At 36.5% G+C, this 19,168-nt stretch carries 19 protein-coding genes; 12 read left to right on the plus strand and 7 right to left on the minus strand.

Annotated features, from left to right (window positions below; all coding sequences use genetic code 11):
• Positions 1-394: 394 nt before the first annotated feature.
• Entirely contained in the window at positions 395-1,687 is a 1,293-nt protein-coding gene (gene brnQ, locus HX124_RS03180) for a branched-chain amino acid transport system II carrier protein (protein ID WP_286381911.1), read from the minus strand.
• 338 nt (positions 1,688-2,025) lie between these two features.
• On the opposite strand from brnQ, the gene map reads away from it, so the two are divergent.
• Positions 2,026-2,820, plus strand: coding sequence for a type I methionyl aminopeptidase (gene map / locus HX124_RS03185; RefSeq protein ID WP_286377086.1), 795 nt, complete (start codon positions 2,026-2,028; stop codon positions 2,818-2,820).
• Positions 2,821-3,149: 329 nt separating this feature from the next.
• Complete coding sequence (locus HX124_RS03190; RefSeq protein ID WP_286381912.1) at positions 3,150-3,662, plus strand: DUF4274 domain-containing protein; 513 nt, start codon at positions 3,150-3,152, stop codon at positions 3,660-3,662.
• 50 nt (positions 3,663-3,712) lie between these two features.
• Here HX124_RS03190 and HX124_RS03195 read toward each other — a convergent pair whose 3' ends face one another.
• The 4 genes from HX124_RS03195 to aceR all read right to left on the minus strand — a co-directional run bounded on the left by HX124_RS03195 (position 3,713) and on the right by aceR (position 7,728).
• Positions 3,713-4,885 (minus strand): benzoate/H(+) symporter BenE family transporter, encoded by a 1,173-nt coding sequence (locus tag HX124_RS03195; protein ID WP_286381913.1) that lies wholly within the window; start codon positions 4,883-4,885, stop codon positions 3,713-3,715.
• Between the two features lie 123 nt (positions 4,886-5,008).
• Positions 5,009-5,659 (minus strand): leucine efflux protein LeuE, encoded by a 651-nt coding sequence (gene leuE, locus HX124_RS03200; protein ID WP_286381914.1) that lies wholly within the window; start codon positions 5,657-5,659, stop codon positions 5,009-5,011.
• A 99-nt stretch (positions 5,660-5,758) separates the two neighbouring features.
• Positions 5,759-6,748, minus strand: coding sequence for a transaldolase (gene tal / locus HX124_RS03205; protein ID WP_286381915.1), 990 nt, complete (start codon positions 6,746-6,748; stop codon positions 5,759-5,761).
• A gap of 89 nt (positions 6,749-6,837) precedes the next feature.
• Positions 6,838-7,728: an HTH-type transcriptional regulator AceR gene (aceR, locus tag HX124_RS03210; protein ID WP_286381916.1), complete on the minus strand. Its 891-nt coding sequence runs from the start codon at positions 7,726-7,728 to the stop codon at positions 6,838-6,840.
• A gap of 102 nt (positions 7,729-7,830) precedes the next feature.
• Here aceR and aceI point away from each other — a divergent pair, with 102 nt between their 5' ends.
• The 3 genes from aceI (at position 7,831) to HX124_RS03225 (ending at position 9,251) form a co-directional block, all read left to right on the plus strand.
• A complete protein-coding gene (gene aceI / locus HX124_RS03215) occupies positions 7,831-8,253 on the plus strand; it encodes a chlorhexidine efflux PACE transporter AceI (protein ID WP_130073841.1) in 423 nt (140 codons plus the stop codon).
• Between the two features lie 78 nt (positions 8,254-8,331).
• Positions 8,332-8,715: an SMI1/KNR4 family protein gene (locus tag HX124_RS03220; RefSeq protein WP_286381917.1), complete on the plus strand. Its 384-nt coding sequence runs from the start codon at positions 8,332-8,334 to the stop codon at positions 8,713-8,715.
• A 2-nt stretch (positions 8,716-8,717) separates the two neighbouring features.
• Positions 8,718-9,251: an SMI1/KNR4 family protein gene (locus HX124_RS03225; RefSeq protein ID WP_286381918.1), complete on the plus strand. Its 534-nt coding sequence runs from the start codon at positions 8,718-8,720 to the stop codon at positions 9,249-9,251.
• 49 nt (positions 9,252-9,300) lie between these two features.
• Here HX124_RS03225 and glnG read toward each other — a convergent pair whose 3' ends face one another.
• Together glnG and glnL are read right to left on the minus strand one after the other, a co-directional pair.
• A complete protein-coding gene (gene glnG / locus HX124_RS03230) occupies positions 9,301-10,788 on the minus strand; it encodes a nitrogen regulation protein NR(I) (protein WP_286377093.1) in 1,488 nt (495 codons plus the stop codon).
• Positions 10,778-11,884 carry a nitrogen regulation protein NR(II) gene (gene glnL, locus HX124_RS03235; RefSeq protein WP_107009255.1) on the minus strand — a complete coding sequence of 369 codons (1,107 nt, stop codon included), beginning with the start codon at positions 11,882-11,884 and terminating at the stop codon, positions 10,778-10,780. Before glnL ends, glnG begins: the two co-directional genes overlap by 11 nt.
• A 363-nt stretch (positions 11,885-12,247) precedes the next feature.
• On the opposite strand from glnL, the gene rimO reads away from it, so the two are divergent.
• From rimO to rseP, 7 genes are all read left to right on the plus strand, one after another.
• Complete coding sequence (gene rimO / locus HX124_RS03240) at positions 12,248-13,591, plus strand: 30S ribosomal protein S12 methylthiotransferase RimO (protein ID WP_107009256.1); 1,344 nt, start codon at positions 12,248-12,250, stop codon at positions 13,589-13,591.
• 49 nt (positions 13,592-13,640) lie between these two features.
• A complete protein-coding gene (gene pyrH / locus HX124_RS03245) occupies positions 13,641-14,369 on the plus strand; it encodes a UMP kinase (RefSeq protein WP_004696558.1) in 729 nt (242 codons plus the stop codon).
• A 74-nt stretch (positions 14,370-14,443) separates the two neighbouring features.
• Entirely contained in the window at positions 14,444-14,998 is a 555-nt protein-coding gene (gene frr / locus HX124_RS03250) for a ribosome recycling factor (protein ID WP_107009257.1), read from the plus strand.
• Positions 14,999-15,006: 8 nt separating this feature from the next.
• The gene (gene uppS / locus HX124_RS03255) at positions 15,007-15,759 is read left to right on the plus strand and encodes a polyprenyl diphosphate synthase (RefSeq protein ID WP_107009258.1); all 753 of its coding nucleotides are present in this window, start codon (positions 15,007-15,009) and stop codon (positions 15,757-15,759) included.
• Positions 15,759-16,583 (plus strand): phosphatidate cytidylyltransferase, encoded by an 825-nt coding sequence (locus HX124_RS03260; protein ID WP_107009259.1) that lies wholly within the window; start codon positions 15,759-15,761, stop codon positions 16,581-16,583. The genes uppS and HX124_RS03260 overlap by 1 nt, the downstream gene beginning before the upstream one ends.
• On the plus strand, positions 16,584-17,780 hold the full coding sequence (ispC, locus tag HX124_RS03265) for a 1-deoxy-D-xylulose-5-phosphate reductoisomerase (RefSeq protein WP_286381919.1): 1,197 nt from the start codon (positions 16,584-16,586) through the stop codon (positions 17,778-17,780).
• A gap of 3 nt (positions 17,781-17,783) precedes the next feature.
• Entirely contained in the window at positions 17,784-19,139 is a 1,356-nt protein-coding gene (rseP, locus tag HX124_RS03270; protein ID WP_286381920.1) for an RIP metalloprotease RseP, read from the plus strand.
• The last annotated feature ends 29 nt before the right edge of the window (positions 19,140-19,168 follow it).

A 19,168-nucleotide genomic window follows, 5' to 3' on the forward strand; every position in this document is an offset into this window, starting at 1 on the left:
TGCTTGGTTGATCCTTACCATAGCAAATTATTATTTTGAATGCAAATATCTCTATTATCCTAAATAAATGTGACATATTTATGACAATATTACATTAGGTTATTTATTTTTAAAATAGGTTAAATTTTAACCATAAATATCATTTCTGAGATAAATAGTCTGCTGAACTTATATAAAAGTACAACATAATAAAGAGAATGAAAAGTGCTAATTAGACAAAAGACGAATGTTATATTATTAGGTAATATTTATAAAAATCATGATATTGTATTGCATTTTTTGTTTAATCTTGTTGCAAACAATAAAAGCTCATTGGGTAAATGTAACGTTTATTGTGTACTGTTAAAATCTCTATTTGGGTAAAATAAGATTTTAATAACAAACATTAAAAGATCTATTTTTTAAGTCTGTCGATTGCAACAAAGATAATTAAAATGGCACAAGAAGGCAGTAACCAAGCCAGATTTTGCTGATTTAAAGGTAGATGTTGAATTGCATCAGGTAAAATATTGGCAAAAGAAGTCACTTTGATTCCTTCAATAATACCAAAGACAAAAGCAACAGCAGTTACAGGCGCAATCACTAAACTTGGACGATTAAAATATTTCCAAAAAAAGCTCAACATGATCACCACAATTGCAGGTGGATAAATTGCACTGAGTACAGGGACAGACACAGCGATCAGTTTTGTTAAACCAAGATTAGAGATAATTAAAGAGAATAAAACGAGGATAAATACTAAAACTTTATAAGGAATTTTAGTCAGTTGGGCGAAATATTCAGCACATGCACAAGTCAAGCCAATTGCAGTCACCATACAAGCCAGAAAAATCAAAGCTGTCAGGAATAAAGCACCAAGATCACCAAAAGCATGTTGTACATAAGCATGTAAAATAACGGCACCATTGGTTGCATTTGGTGCAACTTCATGGCTTCCTAAGCCTAGCTTAAATAAACTTAAGTAAACTAATGTAAGCCCTACGCCTGAAATTAAACTTGCAATGATTGCATATTTAGTCACCAGTTTTTTATCAGTCACACCACGTGAATGAATGGCATGAATAATGACAATACCAAAAACCAAAGCGCCTAATGTATCCATCGTGAGATAACCATTCACAAAGCCTTCAGAAACAGGACTTGTAATATAGCCATCAATAGCAGGGGGAATAAAGCCCGCAGGAATCATGACTGCTGCAATCCCTAAGATTGCTAAAGAAATAATTTTTAACGGTGCGAGGACGTGACCTACTGTATCTAGCAGTTTATTTGGATATAGTGAAACTAAAGTCACAACTGCAAAATAGATGATACTGTAAATCATCAAACTATAGCTTGAGTTACCAAAATAGGATGAAAATCCGATTTCATAGGAAACTGTTGCAGTACGTGGTGTTGCAAAGAGTGGTCCAACAGATAAATAGCAAACCACAGTTAAAATTAAACTTGCAACTTTACCTAAAGGTGAACTTAAAAGTGCAATTGAACCTTCAGTTTTAGAAAGTGCCATGATGGTAATTACGGGTAAACCAACAGCAGTGATTAAGAAACCAAATGCTGCTAACCAAACATGTTCACCTGCTTGTTGCGCAACAATAGGTGGAAAGATAATATTGCCCGCCCCAATAAATAAGGCGAAAGTCATAAACCCTAAAGCAATAATATCCTTAGTACGAAGACTTGTCATAGGAGAGTTAGGATTACAAAAACCGTAGATTTTAGGGGAAAAGTCGAGCTTTTTGTATTTTATTTTATGAACCTTATTAAAAAAAATTATATAAGGGCGGGAAATTTAGGAAAAAGGTTAAGTTATCTTAATGAAAATAATGTGCTTTTTAATGAAATTCAAAAAAAATAATATTTTAAATATTTGAATTATTTTGTTTTTAATGGCAATTCACTTCGATATTTTAAGTGATTTATTTGCATAATTGACCCAATACAATGATTTAATTTCATCGTTCTATTTGTCCATTTTTTTTCTATAGCGCCTATAATGGTGGCTTACATTTGAGGGCGGATGACATGAAAGCTTCTACTATCACGATTAAAACCGAACAGGACATTGAAAAACTAAGAGTGTCTGGACGTTTGGCTGCTCAGGTTTTAGAAATGATAGGTCAATATGTTAAACCAGGTGTAAGTACCGAATATTTAGATAATATTTGCAATGATTTTATTGTGAATACTTTGAAGGTCATTCCTGCGAATGTTGGCTACTATGGTTATACAAAAACCACATGCATTTCTCCAAATGAAGTGGTTTGTCATGGGATTCCATCGGCAACAACCATTTTAAATGATGGTGATATTATCAATATTGATGTTGCGATTATTAAAGATGGTTATTTTGGTGATACCAGTCGTATGTACTACGTCGGAAATGTCAGTCCTGCTGCAAAAAAGCTAGTCGAAACGACTTATGAGGCGATGGTAGCGGGTATTCATGCTGTAAAACCAGGGGCAACTTTAGGTGATGTCGGCTATGCGATCCAAAGCGTTGCACATCGTGAAGGTTATAGTATTGTTCGTGAATATTGCGGTCATGGAATTGGTAAAGTTTATCATGAGCAACCAAACGTGCTGCATTATGGTCAACCAGGACAAGGTTTAAAGCTGAAAACGGGCATGGTGTTTACCATTGAACCTATGGTTAATGCAGGTAAAGCGCGCGTAAAAGAGTTAAAAGATGGTTGGACTGTGATCACAATGGATCGTTCGTTATCTGCGCAATGGGAACATATGGTTTATGTGACAGAGACAGGTTTTGAGCTACTTTCACCGTGGCCAGAAGGTACAGGTCAATATCCTGAAATTTAAAACTAAAGTCGAATATAAGCCATCAAATGACTGAAAAATGAATTTTATGTCTTAGTCTTTATTGCTTTTTAAGATTCGACATCGTGCTGCTCTACATTGTCACAATAATTTAAGAAAACTGAGGTTTTTTATTATTGTTTTAATGTATTTGTTTAAATCATGTTCGAAAATTAAAATAGTGATTAGTTTCTCGTTGTTGTTTCTTTGTTCAATTTTTCCAGCTTATCCATCCTAGGATAAGCTTTTTTTTTGTTTATAATCTTGCTGAGAATTTTTAAATAAACTTAGAAAGCGATGAAAAAATATCAAATGCAGTTTTTACTGATCTAATGGATCAAATTTGGCTTAACTTTTTACAACAGGCGACACCTGAAGATATTTATCAATCTGTGATTAGTTCTAATTGGGATGGAAACCAATATTTACTGAACTGGATTTTAGATCATGCTGAGGTTGATCAAGCGGTGATTTTAGCGATCTATTGGATGAGCGGAGTACGTTATTTAAAGCAATATAAAAATCGTGAAGAAGTATTAGAAAAAGCAAGTTGGTCAGTTGAAAGTTATGATTATTTACAGCAGTTAGAACAAAAATATCTGAACGGTTTTTGGAAAAATCAAAACTTTGCTTATGACCCAAGTCATGATCATGATGAATATAATTGGGTCACTGAATATGCTGAGATTGAAATACAACAGGAAATACCTGAAAAAATGTTGCAAGTGTTAGAAGGAAAGCATTTAACACGCAGTTCAAAATTTGAGGATGGTTTGCCAGAACCTTTTTTATCACAAGTTTGGGCATTATTTGACGAATATGAAATTGAAGATGAGCTAGATTAAACATAAAGCATTCAGGTGTTGTATTGATGTAATATAACACCTTGATAAAATTATGCTTTAGTTCTAAATTTTAAAATTATAGAAACAGCTAAGCCAAACAGTAAGCCCCAAAATGCTGAGCCTATACCAAAGAATTGTACACCTGAGGCACTAAATAAAAAGGTGAGTAATGCTGCTTCACGGTCTTCAATATTGGTAAAAGCAATTGAAATGTTATGTCCGATAGTACCAAATAATGCAATGCCTGCTAGAGCTGTAATAAATAGGTGAGGAAAGGACATTAAAATACTGGTGAGTGTGGCTGCAAATAAGCCCATAATGATATAGAAAATACCACAGCTCATGCCTGCGATATAACGTTTTTTAGGGTCGGGATGTACTTGATCATCTAAACTAATCGCAGCACTAATCGCAGCAATATTGACACTAAAACAGCCAAAAGGTGCAAGAATGGTTTGGACGAAACCTGTCCAACCAATTAAGTGTTTTACGTGGGGTTCATAGCCGTAACTTTTAATCATGGCAAGCCCTGGAAGATATTGCGATGCCATGTTAATGACAAACAAAGGTAAGGCTAAACCAAATAAAGCAGACCAAGTAAACTCAGGTTTCATCCAAATTGGTTGTGCTAAAGCGAGGTGAATATTTGCGCTTTTAAACTGCATAAACAATGGGCAAATCATGACACCTAAAATAACGGTAATAACAATACAGTAGCGTGGAAATAGACGTTTACTGATGATGTAAATCGCTAAAATGGAAAGAATAAATCCCCAATTTGCTTCCATACTGGCAAATATTTCTATACCAAATTTAAGTAATACACCTGCAAGCATAGCGCTGGTTAAGCTTTGAGGAATATAAGTCAGTACTTTTTCAAAAATGCCTAAAAAACCTAAAATTGCAGTCAGTAGCCCACACACTAAAAAAGCGCCAATGGCTTCATAGAGTGTATAGCCACTGCCTGAAGCAAGAATAAGTGCTAAACCCGCAGTAGACCATGACGTAGCAACAGGATATTTAAATTTCCAAGATAAAAATAATCCACATGAACCAATTGCTAAGCCTAAAGCCCAAAACCATGAAGTGATTTGTGCTTGTGTTGCACCAAGTAGTTGAGCAGCTTGAATAACCAAGACTGAAGAAACACTAATACCAACCAGAAAGGTAATAAAGCCTGCGAAGACAGCGGGGATTGAGAAATCTTGAAGAAGTTTTTGCATAATCCGTTGCGAAGATTTGAGTTGAGCGAAAAAGTGTGTAAATCATACACCTTTGGGAGAGTTGCAAAAACAGGCTTTACATGAAAAATTCTCACATTGTGAATATTTATTATTTTTAGGCACTTACATTGTTGAAAAAGCCAGTTTTAAGCCAAAGCCACAAAACAGTAATCCAACTGCGGCAACGCCAATGGCTGCAATTTTATAACGACGGTTAAAAAAGTGTGCCAATTTAACGCCAGAAAAAATGAGAATACTTAAATATGCCATACTGGTGATTTGCACCACAATCGAAAGAATCGAAAAACTAAGTGCAGGATGAGTATAGTCAGGGTCTACAAACTGAATAAAAAAAGACAAATAAAAGAAAATTGCTTTAGGATTCAGTAAGCTAATGGTCAATGCGCTTCTAAAAGGATGAATATTTTTTTGCGTGATGGCGTCAGCAGCTTCAATATTTTGAGCGTGGGTATTTAACCAAGTATGATAACTCGCAATAATTAAGCGAATACCTAAATAAGATAAATAAGCTGCACCAATGATTTTTAATAAAATAAATAACCAAGGGAAATTATGTAGTAAAGATGCTGCGCCTAGAACAGTACATAAAATTAAAATTAAATCGCCAGTAAAAACACCCAGTGCTGCCAAATAACCAATTTTAATTCCAAAGCGCGATGCAATAGACATAACATAAAGTGAATTTGGACCAGGTAAAATCACAATAAAAATTGTGCCGATAATAAACGTTACAATATCTGTAATACCAAACACCAGATGCTCACTTTATATCTAAAGGTAAAAAAACCGAGTCAGATTATAAGCCTAAACTCGGTTTTGAGCATAAAAATGCAGAAATTAATTTAGATTTATTTAAGCCTGAATTTCAGCATCTAAACCAAAAGACTGACGCAATAAACTTTGTAATTGTTCACGTGCTTTGATAAAACCATCAATTCCAGATTGTAATAATTGAAATGCCATAAGGTCATTTTCAAGTTCTTGTTTAAATTGTGCTTTTTCTAGCGCAATATAAGTATGCTCTTGGTGTGCATGTGCATGATTTTCAGAAATTTGTGCTACAACAGTACGCGTATCCTGTTCAAGTTGTTGTAATAAACTCGGTGCAACAGTTAATAGATCACAACCTGCTAATCCGAGTACTTGATCAATGCTGCGGAAACTTGCTCCCATGACTTCTGTTTGAATATCATGCTGTTTATAGAAATGATAAATTTGTTTCACTGACAATACGCCGGGATCTTTATCAATAGTGTAGTGATCCACATTTTCAGCTTTTTTATACCAATCTAAAATACGACCCACAAATGGTGAAATAAGAGTGACATTTGCATCAGCACATGCTTTTGCTTGGTGTAAACCAAAGAGTAAAGTCAAATTACAATGGATTCCTTCAGCTTCAAGTACTTTGGCTGCTTGAATACCTTCCCAAGTCGAAGCGATTTTGATCAAAATACGATTTTGATCTACGCCATAGTCTTTGTACAATGCTAACAATTCTTTGGCTTTAGCAATCGTTGCTTCTGTGTCATAAGAAAGGGCAGCATCAACTTCGGTAGACACGCGACCTTCCACAATTTTTAAAATTTCAACACCTAATTTGACTGTTAAAATATCAATTGTGCGCTCAATGAGTAAATCTGCTTGATAACCTTCTTGTTTTGCTTGTAGATAAGCCGACTCGATTAATTCTTTACTTTCAGGCTGCTGTGCTGCTGCTGTAATTAAAGATGGATTGGTCGTTGCATCTAAAGGGCGAAATTGTTGAATGGCAGTTAAATCACCTGTGTCGGCAACAATAGTGGTGAGTTGTTTTAATTGCTCTAATGCAGATTGTGTCATTGCTGTTTAATTCTTAGAAAAAATACATGTAACTTTATTTATAACACAATGAGATTTCATCGAAAGCGGTTTTGGTGTTTTAGTATGCATTATTTTGTATGAATTCGTTGATTTCTGATGTGATTAATCAAAAAACGAGCAGCTTGTCCTAAATGACTTTCACGATTCCAAACCAAATCGACGTAATATTCAAACTTGGGCGTAAAATCTGCCAAATTTAAAATTTTGAGATTTTTTTTGTACTGACTATTTTCCTCAAAAATTTGTAAAGGTAAAACGCCCCAACCTAAGCCTTGTAAAATCATTGAACATGCCAAATGATGGTTATCTGTACGCCAGTAATTTTTCGAATACAGTAGTTCGGGTTTAATGGTTTTATCTCGGCTTGCCACCACGATTTGCCGACTTTGTAAAATTTCCTCGAAAGTCACCACATCATTTTGTGCAAGTGGGAAATGCTGTGCAGCAACAGGCACTAAAGCTTCACGTTTAACTTCAACAAATTGTTCACGACGTTCTAAGATTTCACGTTCAAACATTAGAGCGAGTTGTGCGGTTTGGTTAATCAGCATTTTTAAAGCATCTTCTTGCGGTGCAGAAAAAATATTGATTTGTAAAGTTGGGAAATGCTCAGCGAGTAAAGAGATATATTCTGTCCAATCGGTATGTAAAAGCTCGGTGACAACGACAATATTCAATGACGTTTCTAAGCCATTGGCTAGAGCCAAAGCTTGCTGTTTCCATTGATTTATTTCAATCAGAAGTTGTTCTGTTTTTTCATATAAAACATGTGCTTGAGGGGTTGGAACAGGTTCACGCCCAATGCGCTCAAAAAGTTTTAAATTTAAATCTATTTCTAAATTTGCAATGGACATGCTGATGGCAGAGGGAACTTTTGCAAGTTTACGTGCAGCCGCAGAAAAAGAGCCACATTCCATAACGGTTTTAAAAACAATCAGTTGTTCTTGGTTGATATTCATACTTTAGGGTCTATCTATCAATTTTATTGAAAGAATCTAACTTTATTATTCACTATTATAAAAATAAAATTGCATTTGTCGAATAAATTTGAGTATTGAAAAATGTTGATTTCCAAAAGAAGGATTATTCATGCGCTCAGCTATGAAATCATCTTATTGGTGATCATTGCGATTGCATTGAGTTTTATTTTTGAAGTTCCTATGGAAGTGACGGGAACTTTAGGTGTAGCGATGGCAGTTACATCTGTGGTCTGGAATATGATTTTTAACCATTTTTTTGAAAAATTGGAAAAGAAACATCAGTTTAAAAGAACAATTGGTGTGCGTGTTTTGCATGCAATTGGCTTTGAAGGTGGTTTGATGTTGGCGACCATTCCAATGGTGGCATATGCGATGGATATGAGTATCTGGCAAGCGATTTTGCTTGATTTGGGCATGACCTCGTGTATTTTGGTGTATACCTTTATTTTCCAATGGTGTTATGACACGATTGAAGCACGTTTAGGTTTTCAGCCTGCGCATTGATGATGTGTTATAGCGTGAAGAGAAGGTATGCGTATTGCATGCCTTTTTTTATTTTAAAAAAATAATAGGATATAAAAAATGATTCAAGAATTTTTAAATATTGAAGAAAAGTATAAAGTTAAATTCCCAACGCGCTATTTACAGATTTTAACGCAGTTTGAGTATTATTGTTTATATATTAAAAATGCGCATGATATTGATTTGTATCCTATTCAGAAATTATTTTCTAAAGTAAAACAAGAGATATTTGCTCATGAATATTTGCAAATTTGGCAGAGTGCTCAATCCGATCAATTTATAAAAACTTTTGTATTTGCTCGTTCAGGAGATGGTACTCGGCTTTATTTTAATTTAGTGGATATGAGTATTTGGGAATATTGGTTGGATGAAGGGAGTGTCAGACAGGTGTATAAAAATTTTAAAGATCTGATGTTAAATGCAGAATTGATTGATCAAGAGTGATAATGATTGTGTTAGAAATAAAACGCTTAGCAGTAGATGATGAAGAGTTGGTTTATTTAAAATCTCATCCAACGAAGAAAAATAACAAGCTTTTAAAATATCAACTTTATTTGTTAGCGCATGCTCAGGTAACAGATGAAGAAATTCAAACATTTCAAACAGAGTATGCAATTGATTTACCTATAGAATATCAGTTATTTCTAAAGCAACATAATGGTGGTCGACCGACACTAGACTGTTTTGGTGATGAGGTCATTAATTATTTTTATGGTTTGTTAGATTGGAAGGATTCATTTGATAGCGTACAACATGCAATGAGTGATCGTTATCCTAAAAGTATGTTGCCAATCGCTTCAACAGGTGGAGGTGATCATTTGTTATTGGGTTGGAGAGATGAATTTAAATCTAAAATTTACTATTGGGATCATGAGTTAGAGCATGAGGAAAGTGGTGAAAATTATTTTGAAAATATCAAGTTTGTTGCAAATGGATTGCATGAGTTTTTAGAAATGCTCTACGATCTTGATGAAGAATAGAAAACCCGAAAGTTTTCTATTCTTAAATTTAATGGTCTAAAGCTAAAAATTATTCATTTACTGCTTTATTGCTTTCATCTTCTTCATCATCGTCAGCAGAGTCCATACCTAACTCTTTGAGTTTACGCGTTAAGGTATTACGTCCCCAACCTAATAACTCTGCTGCATGACGCTTACGACCGCGTGTTTGTTGCAGTGCAGCATTAATCAATGTGCGTTCAAACATCGGTGTGGCAATATCAAGTAATTTCATCTCGCCATTTTTTAACTTTTGTACCGCCCATTGCCCAAGTAACTCATCCCAATGATGTACTGCAATTCGATCAATACCACCTTGCGCTTTGTTTTGCTCATCGGCTTTATTGAGCGGGATTTGTTTTAACTCAGAAGGCAAGTCCTCAGGATAAACTTCACGTCCTGTGATCATCACTGTGAGCCAACGGCAGGTATTTTCCAGTTGACGGACATTTCCCGGCCAAGGCAATTGTTTAATATAATCTTGAGTTTCTTGGCGTAAGATTTTTGGGCTAACACCGAGTTCTTTGCCTGCGCTTGCCAAGAAATGTTGGGCAAGCATCGGAATATCTTCCGAGCGATGAGAGAGTTTTGGAATATGAATACGAATAACATTGAGGCGATGATATAAGTCTTCACGGAAACGTCCATCATGGACAAGTTTTTCTAGATCTTGATGTGTTGCTGCAACAATACGTACATCCACACGCACAGGAATATGTCCACCAACTCGATAAAACTCACCATCTGCTAAAACACGAAGTAAGCGTGTTTGAGTTTCAAATGGCATATCGCCGATTTCATCTAAAAATAATGTACCGCCATTGGCTTGTTCAAAACGTCCTTGACGTTGAGTATTTGCCCCTGTAAAAGCACCTTTTTCATGTCCAAAAAGTTCTGTTTCAATCAAATCTTTTGGAATGGCTGCCATATTTAAGGCAATAAATGGTTTACTACTGCGCGGTGAGTGACGATGTAGCGCATGCGCAACTAATTCTTTACCTGTGCCAGATTCACCATTGATTAATACTGTAATATGCGATTGAGATAAACGTCCAATGGCACGGAAAACTTCCTGCATGGCAGGAGATTCACCAATAATTTCAGTCGATTGGATCGGTGTTGCTTTTGCTGATTCTTGTTGTTGTAGTTTATTAATATGTAAAATAGCACGATTTACCAATGCTAAGGCTTCATCAATATCAAAAGGTTTAGGTAAGTACTCAAAAGCACCTGTTTGATAACTTGATACAGCAGACTCTAAATCTGAATGTGCTGTCATGATGATAACAGGCAAGTCGGGATAACTACCTTTAACTTTGCCAAGAAAAGTGAGCCCATCAATACCCGGCATGCGAATATCTGTCAGAATCACATCAGGTGCATTTGTTGGAAGTTGCTCTAAAGCAGATTGAGCTTCCTCAAAACTCGTCACATCAAAACCTTCTTCTTTGAAGGTTTTTTCTAAGACCCAACGCATTGCGCGGTCATCATCAATCACCCAGATTTTATTATGTGACATGGTTAGACTCCCAAGGTAAATATAAGCTAAAGACTGTTTTTTTAGGAATCGATTGACATTCAATCATTCCATTATGTTGGTGCATGATATTTTGGGCAATGCTGAGTCCTAAACCTGTTCCTTTCGCACGTGTGGTCACTAAAGGATAGAAAATTGACTCAACAACTTCTTGTGGAATACCTATACCATTGTCTTCAATATCAATGCGAATCGTTGAGCGATGAAGTACACCATTGATTGTGACAAGACGTTGAATACGAGTACGTAAAATGAGTTCAGGTTGATGATCTACAAAAAATTCTTTATTTTCAGTAATTGCTTGTACTGCATTAACACAAATATTGAGCATGACTTGAATAAGCTGATCACGATCTGCTTTCACTTCGGGTAGAGAAAGATCATAGTCACGAATAATTTTAATTTTTTTCTTGGTTTGGTTGGCAACCAATGAACGCACGCGTTCCAAAGGTTCATGAACATTCACCAACTCATAACTTGGAAGTTGACGAGAACCTAACATCGTATCTGCAAGATTTCTTAAACGATCCACTTCACTAATAATAATATCCGTAAACTCGGTATATTGCGGGTCGTTTAAACTACGAGCAAGAAGTTGAGTCGCACCACGAATACCGCCCAAAGGGTTTTTAATTTCATGTGCAACGCCCCGAATCAGTTGGCGAGTGATTTGATGCTGCTGCGTTAAACTTTCTTCTTTAGAAATTTTTAACATGCGATCAATCGGATTGAGTTCAATGAGCAATAAAGGGTGATAAGGTTTGTCAGTATTAATTTGTGAAACTGAATAATCCACATGAATATCTTTAAAGTTGACATTAATCGTCGCTTCACGGCGAGTATAAGCTTGACCTGTTTTGAGTGAGTTGGTTAAAGCGTCTAAAGTGTTAAAACCATCATTGGGTGCATGTAAAATATTCATGACAGGTTGACCTGCCGCCCGTAGTAAACTGATGTCAAAAAGTGCTTCGCAAGATGAGTTTAAATAAAAAATATTTAAATCTGAGTCGATCAAAAGAATTGCAGTGGTTAAATTATCCACAAGTAGTCGATAGTCAATGCTTGGGTATTGATCCATTAGCTGAACTTTCCTGTTTTAAAATAGCGCAATGGCATCTGCACCTCATTTTATTTTCCCATAAATTGGGTGACTAATTTAAGATAAATCGTCCTGATATAAAGCAAAATGCACGCCAACTTTATTGAGTTGCACAATTTTTTTACATGGGTCTTGAAAATTGTGCAAAAACTCACTTTTATTTTCTATTCTGTTCGTCATAAAGTGATAAATAATTATATCAGTGTTCCAAAATGGTGCATTGTAAAAAAATGATAAAAAGTTTGGTTATATTTTGGTGCAAGTTGTAAAGAGTGTGGTTTTCACCTGTTTTTATGCTCGGAAAAGACATACAATACGCGGATTCTAGTGGAGCGCAGATTCATGAAGTCCCCCAAAGTCGGTTTTGTTTCTTTAGGTTGTCCTAAGGCATTGGTAGATTCCGAACGAATTCTAACTCAGTTAAAGACTGAAGGTTATGATGTTGCATCAGATTATGATGGTGCAGATTTAGTTGTTGTAAATACCTGTGGTTTTATTGAATCTGCAGTACAAGAGTCTTTAGACGCGATTGGCGAAGCCATGAGCGCAAATGGTCGTGTCATTGTGACAGGCTGTTTGGGTAAAGATGAAGACAAAATTCGTGCGATGCACCCAAATGTCTTGAAAGTGACAGGTGCAGCAGCATATCAGGAAGTGATGGAAGCGGTACATCAGTACGTTCCTGAGCCACCAAAACATAATCCATTTATTGACCTTGTTCCAGAACAAGGGATTCGTTTAACACCGAAACATTATGCTTATTTGAAAATATCAGAAGGTTGTAACCACCGTTGCACATTCTGCATTATTCCAAGCATGCGTGGTGATTTAGTTTCACGTCCAGTGGGTTCAGTTTTAACTGAAGCACAGGCATTGAAAAAAGCAGGTGTGAAAGAAGTTTTAGTCATTTCCCAAGATACTTCAGCTTATGGTTTAGACACCAAATACAAGTTGGATTTCTGGAATGGTCAGCCAGTAAAAACTAAATTTTATGACATGTGCGAAGCATTAGGTCAATTGGGTATTTGGGTGCGTTTGCACTATGTATATCCATACCCACATGTGGATGCTGTTATTGATTTGATGGCTCAAGGAAAAATCCTACCGTATTTGGATATTCCATTTCAGCATGCAAGTCCACGTATCTTAAAGTTAATGAAGCGTCCAGCGCACAGTGAAAATACACTAGAGCGTTTAAAATTATGGCGTGAAAAATGTCCTGATTTGGTGATTCGTTCAACTTTTGTGGTAGGTTTTCCAGGTGAAACTGAAGAAGACTTTGTGATGTTGCTTGACTGGTTGAAAGAAGCACAACTTGATCGTGTAGGTTGCTTCACTTACTCACCAGTTGAGGGTGCAACAGCAAATGACTTACCAGATCATGTACCAGAAGAGATTAAACAAGAGCGTTATGAACGCTTTATGGAAGTACAGCAAGCAATTTCGGCAGCAAAACTGCAAAAACGTATTGGTCAAACCATGACAGTGCTTGTTGATGATTTGGAAGAAGAGTTTCCTGTTGCAGTAGCACGCTCTTATGCTGATGCGCCTGAAATTGATGGTAATGTTTTTGTTGAAGATATTGATAAGTCTCTAATTAAAGCAGGTGACTTACTTGAAGTCGAAATTACGGATGCAGATGAATATGATTTATTTGCAAAACTAATTCGCATTCAAACTGCTTAAAAATTTGAAACTTAAAAAGAATTGAAAGTATAGAGGTTGGAGTTTTACGATGTTAGATTCAAAAAAACCACGTTTTGAACGTATTTTGTTGAAATTATCAGGCGAAGCACTTGCTGGCAACAAAGACATGGGAATTGATGCTCAAGTCTTAGATCAAATGTCTTTAGCAATTGCACATTTAGTTGGTCTAGGTGTGCAAGTTGGTATCGTTGTAGGTGGTGGTAACTTATATCGTGGTAGCCAATTGCAAAAAGATGGTTTAGTTGGACGTGTAACTGGCGACCAAATGGGGATGTTAGCGACTGTAATGAACGGTTTGGCATTACGTGATGCATTAGTACGTCGTAATATTAAAACACGTTTAATGTCTGCTTTACCAATTGGTGCAGTGGTTGAGTCTTATTCAAGTCGTGATGCGATTCGTCATCTTACTCAAGGCGAAGTTTGTGTGTTTGTTGCGGGTACAGGTAATCCATTCTTTACTACAGATACGGCAGCATGTTTACGTGGTATTGAAATCGAAGCAAACTTAATTTTAAAAGCAACGAAAGTAGATGGCGTTTATAACAAAGATCCAAGTAAATATGACGATGCAGTTAAATACGATACTTTAACATTTGATCAAGTTTTAGATGAAAAGTTAGGTGTAATGGATTTAACAGCAATTTGTTTATGTCGTGATCATAATGTGCCACTTCAAGTTTTTGATATGAATAAAGCAGGCTCATTGCTTTCAGTTGTTATGGGTGAAAAAGAAGGAACTCACGTTACAAACTAATGTACGTGAGTGAATAAGCTCTTTATACTACTGCAATTTTACGTTATAGATATTTGATAAATAAGGAAGATCATATGATTAACGATCTTAAGAAAGATGCTGAAGACCGTATGAACAAGTCACTTGACTCGTTAGAACACGGTTTTGCAAAAGTTCGTACGGGGCGTGCGCATCCATCAATCCTCAATGGTGTTATGGTTCCTTATTATGGTTCTGATGTTCCATTAAACCAAGTTGCAAACATTGGTGTGGAAGATTCACGTACTTTATTGGTACAACCATTTGAACGTACAATGGTCAATGCAATTGATAAGGCGATTCGTGAGTCAGACTTAGGTTTGAACCCTGTAACTGCTGATGCAATTCGTGTTCCAATGGCAGCATTGACAGAAGAAACACGTAAAGACATGTTGAAAGTTGCACGTAATGAAGCTGAAAACGCTAAAGTTGCGATTCGTAACATTCGCCGTGACGTCTTAGGTGATATTAAATCATTATTAAAAGATAAAGAAATTTCTGAAGATGATGAGCGTCGTGCAGGTGATGACATTCAAAAAATTACTGATAAATATGTTGCTGAAGTTGATAAACGCTTAGCTGCAAAAGAAGCAGATTTGATGAAGGTCTAAGACGTATAATGACCACATCTGAAGACAACCATCTTCCAAAACATGTTGCCATCATCATGGATGGCAACAATCGTTTTGCAAAAAAGAAACAATTGCAAAAAGGCGATGGGCATCGTGAAGGCAAAAGTGTCCTAGATCCGATTGTTGAGCATTGTCGCAAAGTGGGTGTGCAAGCACTGACTGTCTTTGCTTTTTCAAGTGAAAATTGGAATCGTCCACAATATGAAGTGGATTTATTAATGAAATTGTTAGAAGAGACAATTCATGAGCAGATTCCACGCATGGAAAAGTTTGAAATTGCTTTAAGATTTATTGGTGACCGTAGTCGGCTTTCTCCAGAATTATGTGAATTAATGTTGCATGCTGAACAAAGGACTGCTAAGTTCGCTCACATGACTTTAACAATTGCAGTGAGTTATGGTGGAATGTGGGATATCGCACATACAGCCCAACAAATTGCACAATTGGTAAAAGATGAAAAAATTGATGTGAATCAAATTAATGCTGATTTATTTGGTCAAATGATCAGTTTGGGAGATTTAGCTCCTGTTGATTTGTTGATCAGAACAGGTGGAGATTTCCGCTTATCCAATTTTTTACTTTGGCAGGCTGCTTATGCTGAGTTGTATTTTACTCAAACTTTATGGCCTGAATTTACCGTCCAAGAATTAGAAGATGCGTTTAATGTTTTTTCAGGTCGTGAACGACGTTTTGGAAAAACCTCTGAACAAATTGAACAAGAGCATATAGAGAATTTATAATGTTAGAGCGGATAATTACCGCATTGGTTTTGGTTGCAGTTGTACTCATTTGTATGTTTGCCACAACTTCTCAATACCCAATGTTAGTGTTAATGATTATCGCAGCAGGAGCAGCAGGTTATGAGTGGTTTAAACTTATGCCTCATCAATCTGAAACTGTGCGTAAATTAAAGGCAGCTGCTTTTGGGGTATTTACCGCTTTAATTTCTGGTTTGGCTTTATACTTTAATGATTTAGCACTCATTTTATGGAGTGCATCAGTTTTAACATGGTTATGCAGTTTATTTTGGGTTAAATCTTATCCTGAATATGATGGTTGGTATAACACCACGCTCAATATTGTTGGTTTGGTCTTGATCAGTGCTGCGGTTACAGCCATTTTTAGTGTGTGGAATAGCTCGCCTTGGTGGCTCATGTATTTGTTCCTCTTGGTTTGGGGGGCAGACAGTGGTGCCTATTTCGTAGGGCGTAAGTTTGGTAAACATAAACTTGCTCCTGATGTGAGTCCAAACAAGTCTATTGAAGGCTTGGTAGGTGGTATCGTTACCGTCGCTATCATTATCATTTTTGTGCAATATCGATACTTAGAACTCACGCTTCCTCAACATATTCTTTTCCTTATTCTCTCTATTATTACTGTATTTAGTTCAGTGCTTGGCGATTTATTTGAGTCTATGATTAAACGTCGTGCTGGAATTAAAGATTCGGGACGTATTTTGCCTGGACATGGTGGTGTACTAGATCGAATAGACTCCTTGCTTGCCGCGGCGCCGATTTTTGCAGCAGGGTTGTATGTATTAAAACTTATTGGTGTAAATTTGTAGATGTCACAATCTGTTAGTATCTTGGGTGTTACGGGGTCTATTGGTCGTAGCACTTTAAAAGTTATAGAACAACATCCTGAAAATTATTCAGTTTTTGCAGTATCAGCACATAGCCGTATTCAAGAATTGAGTGAAATTTGTAAACTATATCGACCAAAAATTGTTGTTGTACCTTCAGGGCGTGTAGATGAGTTACAGCAGCTTTTAAAGCAGGCTGATTTACCAGAAATTGAAATACTAACGGATGAAGCAGGTTTAATCGCTATTTCAGCACATGCTGAGGTAGATGTTGTTATGGCTGCAATCGTTGGGGCTGCGGGTTTGATGCCAACCTTAGCAGCAGTAAAAGCAGGTAAGCGTGTTTTATTGGCAAATAAAGAAGCTTTGGTGATGTCGGGTGATCTGATGTTACAAGCTGCTCATGAAAATCAAGCTTTATTATTGCCTGTAGACTCAGAACATAATGCAATTTTTCAATGTCTGCCTCAACATTATTTACAAATAGAGCGTAATGGTGAGCCGAAGTTAGGTGTAAAGCAAATTCTCCTTACTGCTTCAGGTGGTCCATTTTTAAATCATAGTTTTGAGCAACTTCAGCATGTTACCCCTGCTCAAGCGGTTAAACATCCCAACTGGTCTATGGGGCAAAAAATTTCGGTAGATTCAGCAACTTTAATGAATAAAGGGCTAGAGCTTATCGAAGCGTGTCATTTATTTTCAATTCAAGAACAATTTGTTACAGTTGTCGTCCATCCACAAAGTATTATTCATTCAATGGTTCAATATGTAGATGGTTCAACTTTGGCTCAAATGGGTAATCCTGATATGTGTACGCCAATCGCTCATGCGCTTGCATGGCCTGAGCGTATTCAAACACATGTTCCTCCTTTAGATCTATTTGTACATTCGCAATTGAATTTTCAAGAGCCTGACTTAGAGCGATTTCCTGCGTTAAAGTTGGCACGTCAAGCCATGAAAGCGGGTGGATTGGCACCTGCGATTTTAAATGCTGCGAATGAAATTGCGGTTGCAGCATTTTTGTCTGAAAAAATTCAATTTTTACAGATCGCACAAGTTGTTGAGCAGACATTGAATGCTATAGAAAATAGTTCAACAGAATCAATCGAAAAGATTTTACTGACCGACCAAGTTGCTCGAAATATTGCAACTGAATATATTTCGAAATTGGAAAGCTAATTTATGAATGTCCTTTTTATCATTGTTGCTGCCATTTTTCTTTTAGGTCCGCTTATTGCAATACATGAGTTTGGGCATTATTGGGTTGCACGAAAACTGGGTGTAAAAGTTTTAGTGTACTCAATTGGTTTTGGTCCAACATTGTTTAAATGGACATCAAAAAAGTCAGGTATTCAGTATCAACTTTCGGCATTACCATTAGGTGGTTATGTCAAAATGTTGGATGAGCGTGAAGGTAATGTTAGTGCAGAAGATTTACCCTATGCATTTAATCGTCAGTCGCCTTGGAAACGTATTGCCATTGTCGCTGCTGGTCCTTTGATTAATTTGATTTTTGCAATTTTATTGTTTTGGATTTTATTTTTACCTGCACAAGAGCAGTTAAGTACACGTGTAGGTAAAATTTTACCCAATACACCTGCTGCAATGGCTCAAATGCAACAAGGTGATAAAATTTTAGCAATTGATGGAACTGCAACAACAACATGGGAAAAGCTAAATTATGCTTTGGTTGATCGTGTTGGAGAAACAGGTCATATAGAGGTTCAGGCTGAGCGCCAAGGTCAAATAAAAACTTTTGAGTTGCCAATCCAAGGTTTTTTAAAAGATCAAAGTCAGTCACCTTTTGATGTTTTAGGCTTTACACCTTATCGTCCTCAAATTCCTGCAACGATCTATAAGCTAAGTGAAGATGGTGCTGCAATTCGTCAAGGAATGAAAGAGGGTGATCAGATTATCGCAATTAATCAAGTCAAAATGAAAGACTGGTTTGATGTGGTTGATGTGGTGCAAAAGTCGCCTGAAAAGTTACTTAAGGTTGATGTATTACGCCAAGGTCAAGTGGTTCATTTAGAAGTGATGCCACAAGGCAAGCGTGATAATATGGGAAATGTCACAGGAATGCTTGGTGTACAAGCTCAATCTGGTCAGGCAAATATTCCTGCTGAATATAAACAAACCATACAATATAATCCTGCTGAAGCTTTTATTGTTGCTGTTGAAAAAACAGGTCAGATTTCTGGCATGATTTTAAATTCGATGGTGAAAATGGTACGTGGTTTAATTGGTTTAGATAATCTATCTGGTCCAATTACAATTGCTAAAGTTGCAGGTCAAAGTGCAGAAATGGGATGGCAGACTTTTATCTCGTTTATGGCGCTGATGAGTGTGAGTTTGGGGATTTTAAATCTCTTACCTATTCCTATGTTAGATGGCGGTCATTTGGTGTATTACTTTATTGAAGTTTTACGCGGAAAACCTGTTTCTGAACAAATACAATTGGTTGGGTTGAAAATTGGTATGGTACTGCTTGGAAGCATGATGCTTTTAGCAATATTTAATGATTTTATGCGTTTGTAAACGCGATAGTGAAAAATTAACTTACTGGA

Source organism: Acinetobacter sp. 226-1 (genome assembly GCF_030329325.1).
Taxonomy (GTDB): Bacteria; Pseudomonadota; Gammaproteobacteria; order Pseudomonadales; family Moraxellaceae; genus Acinetobacter; species Acinetobacter sichuanensis.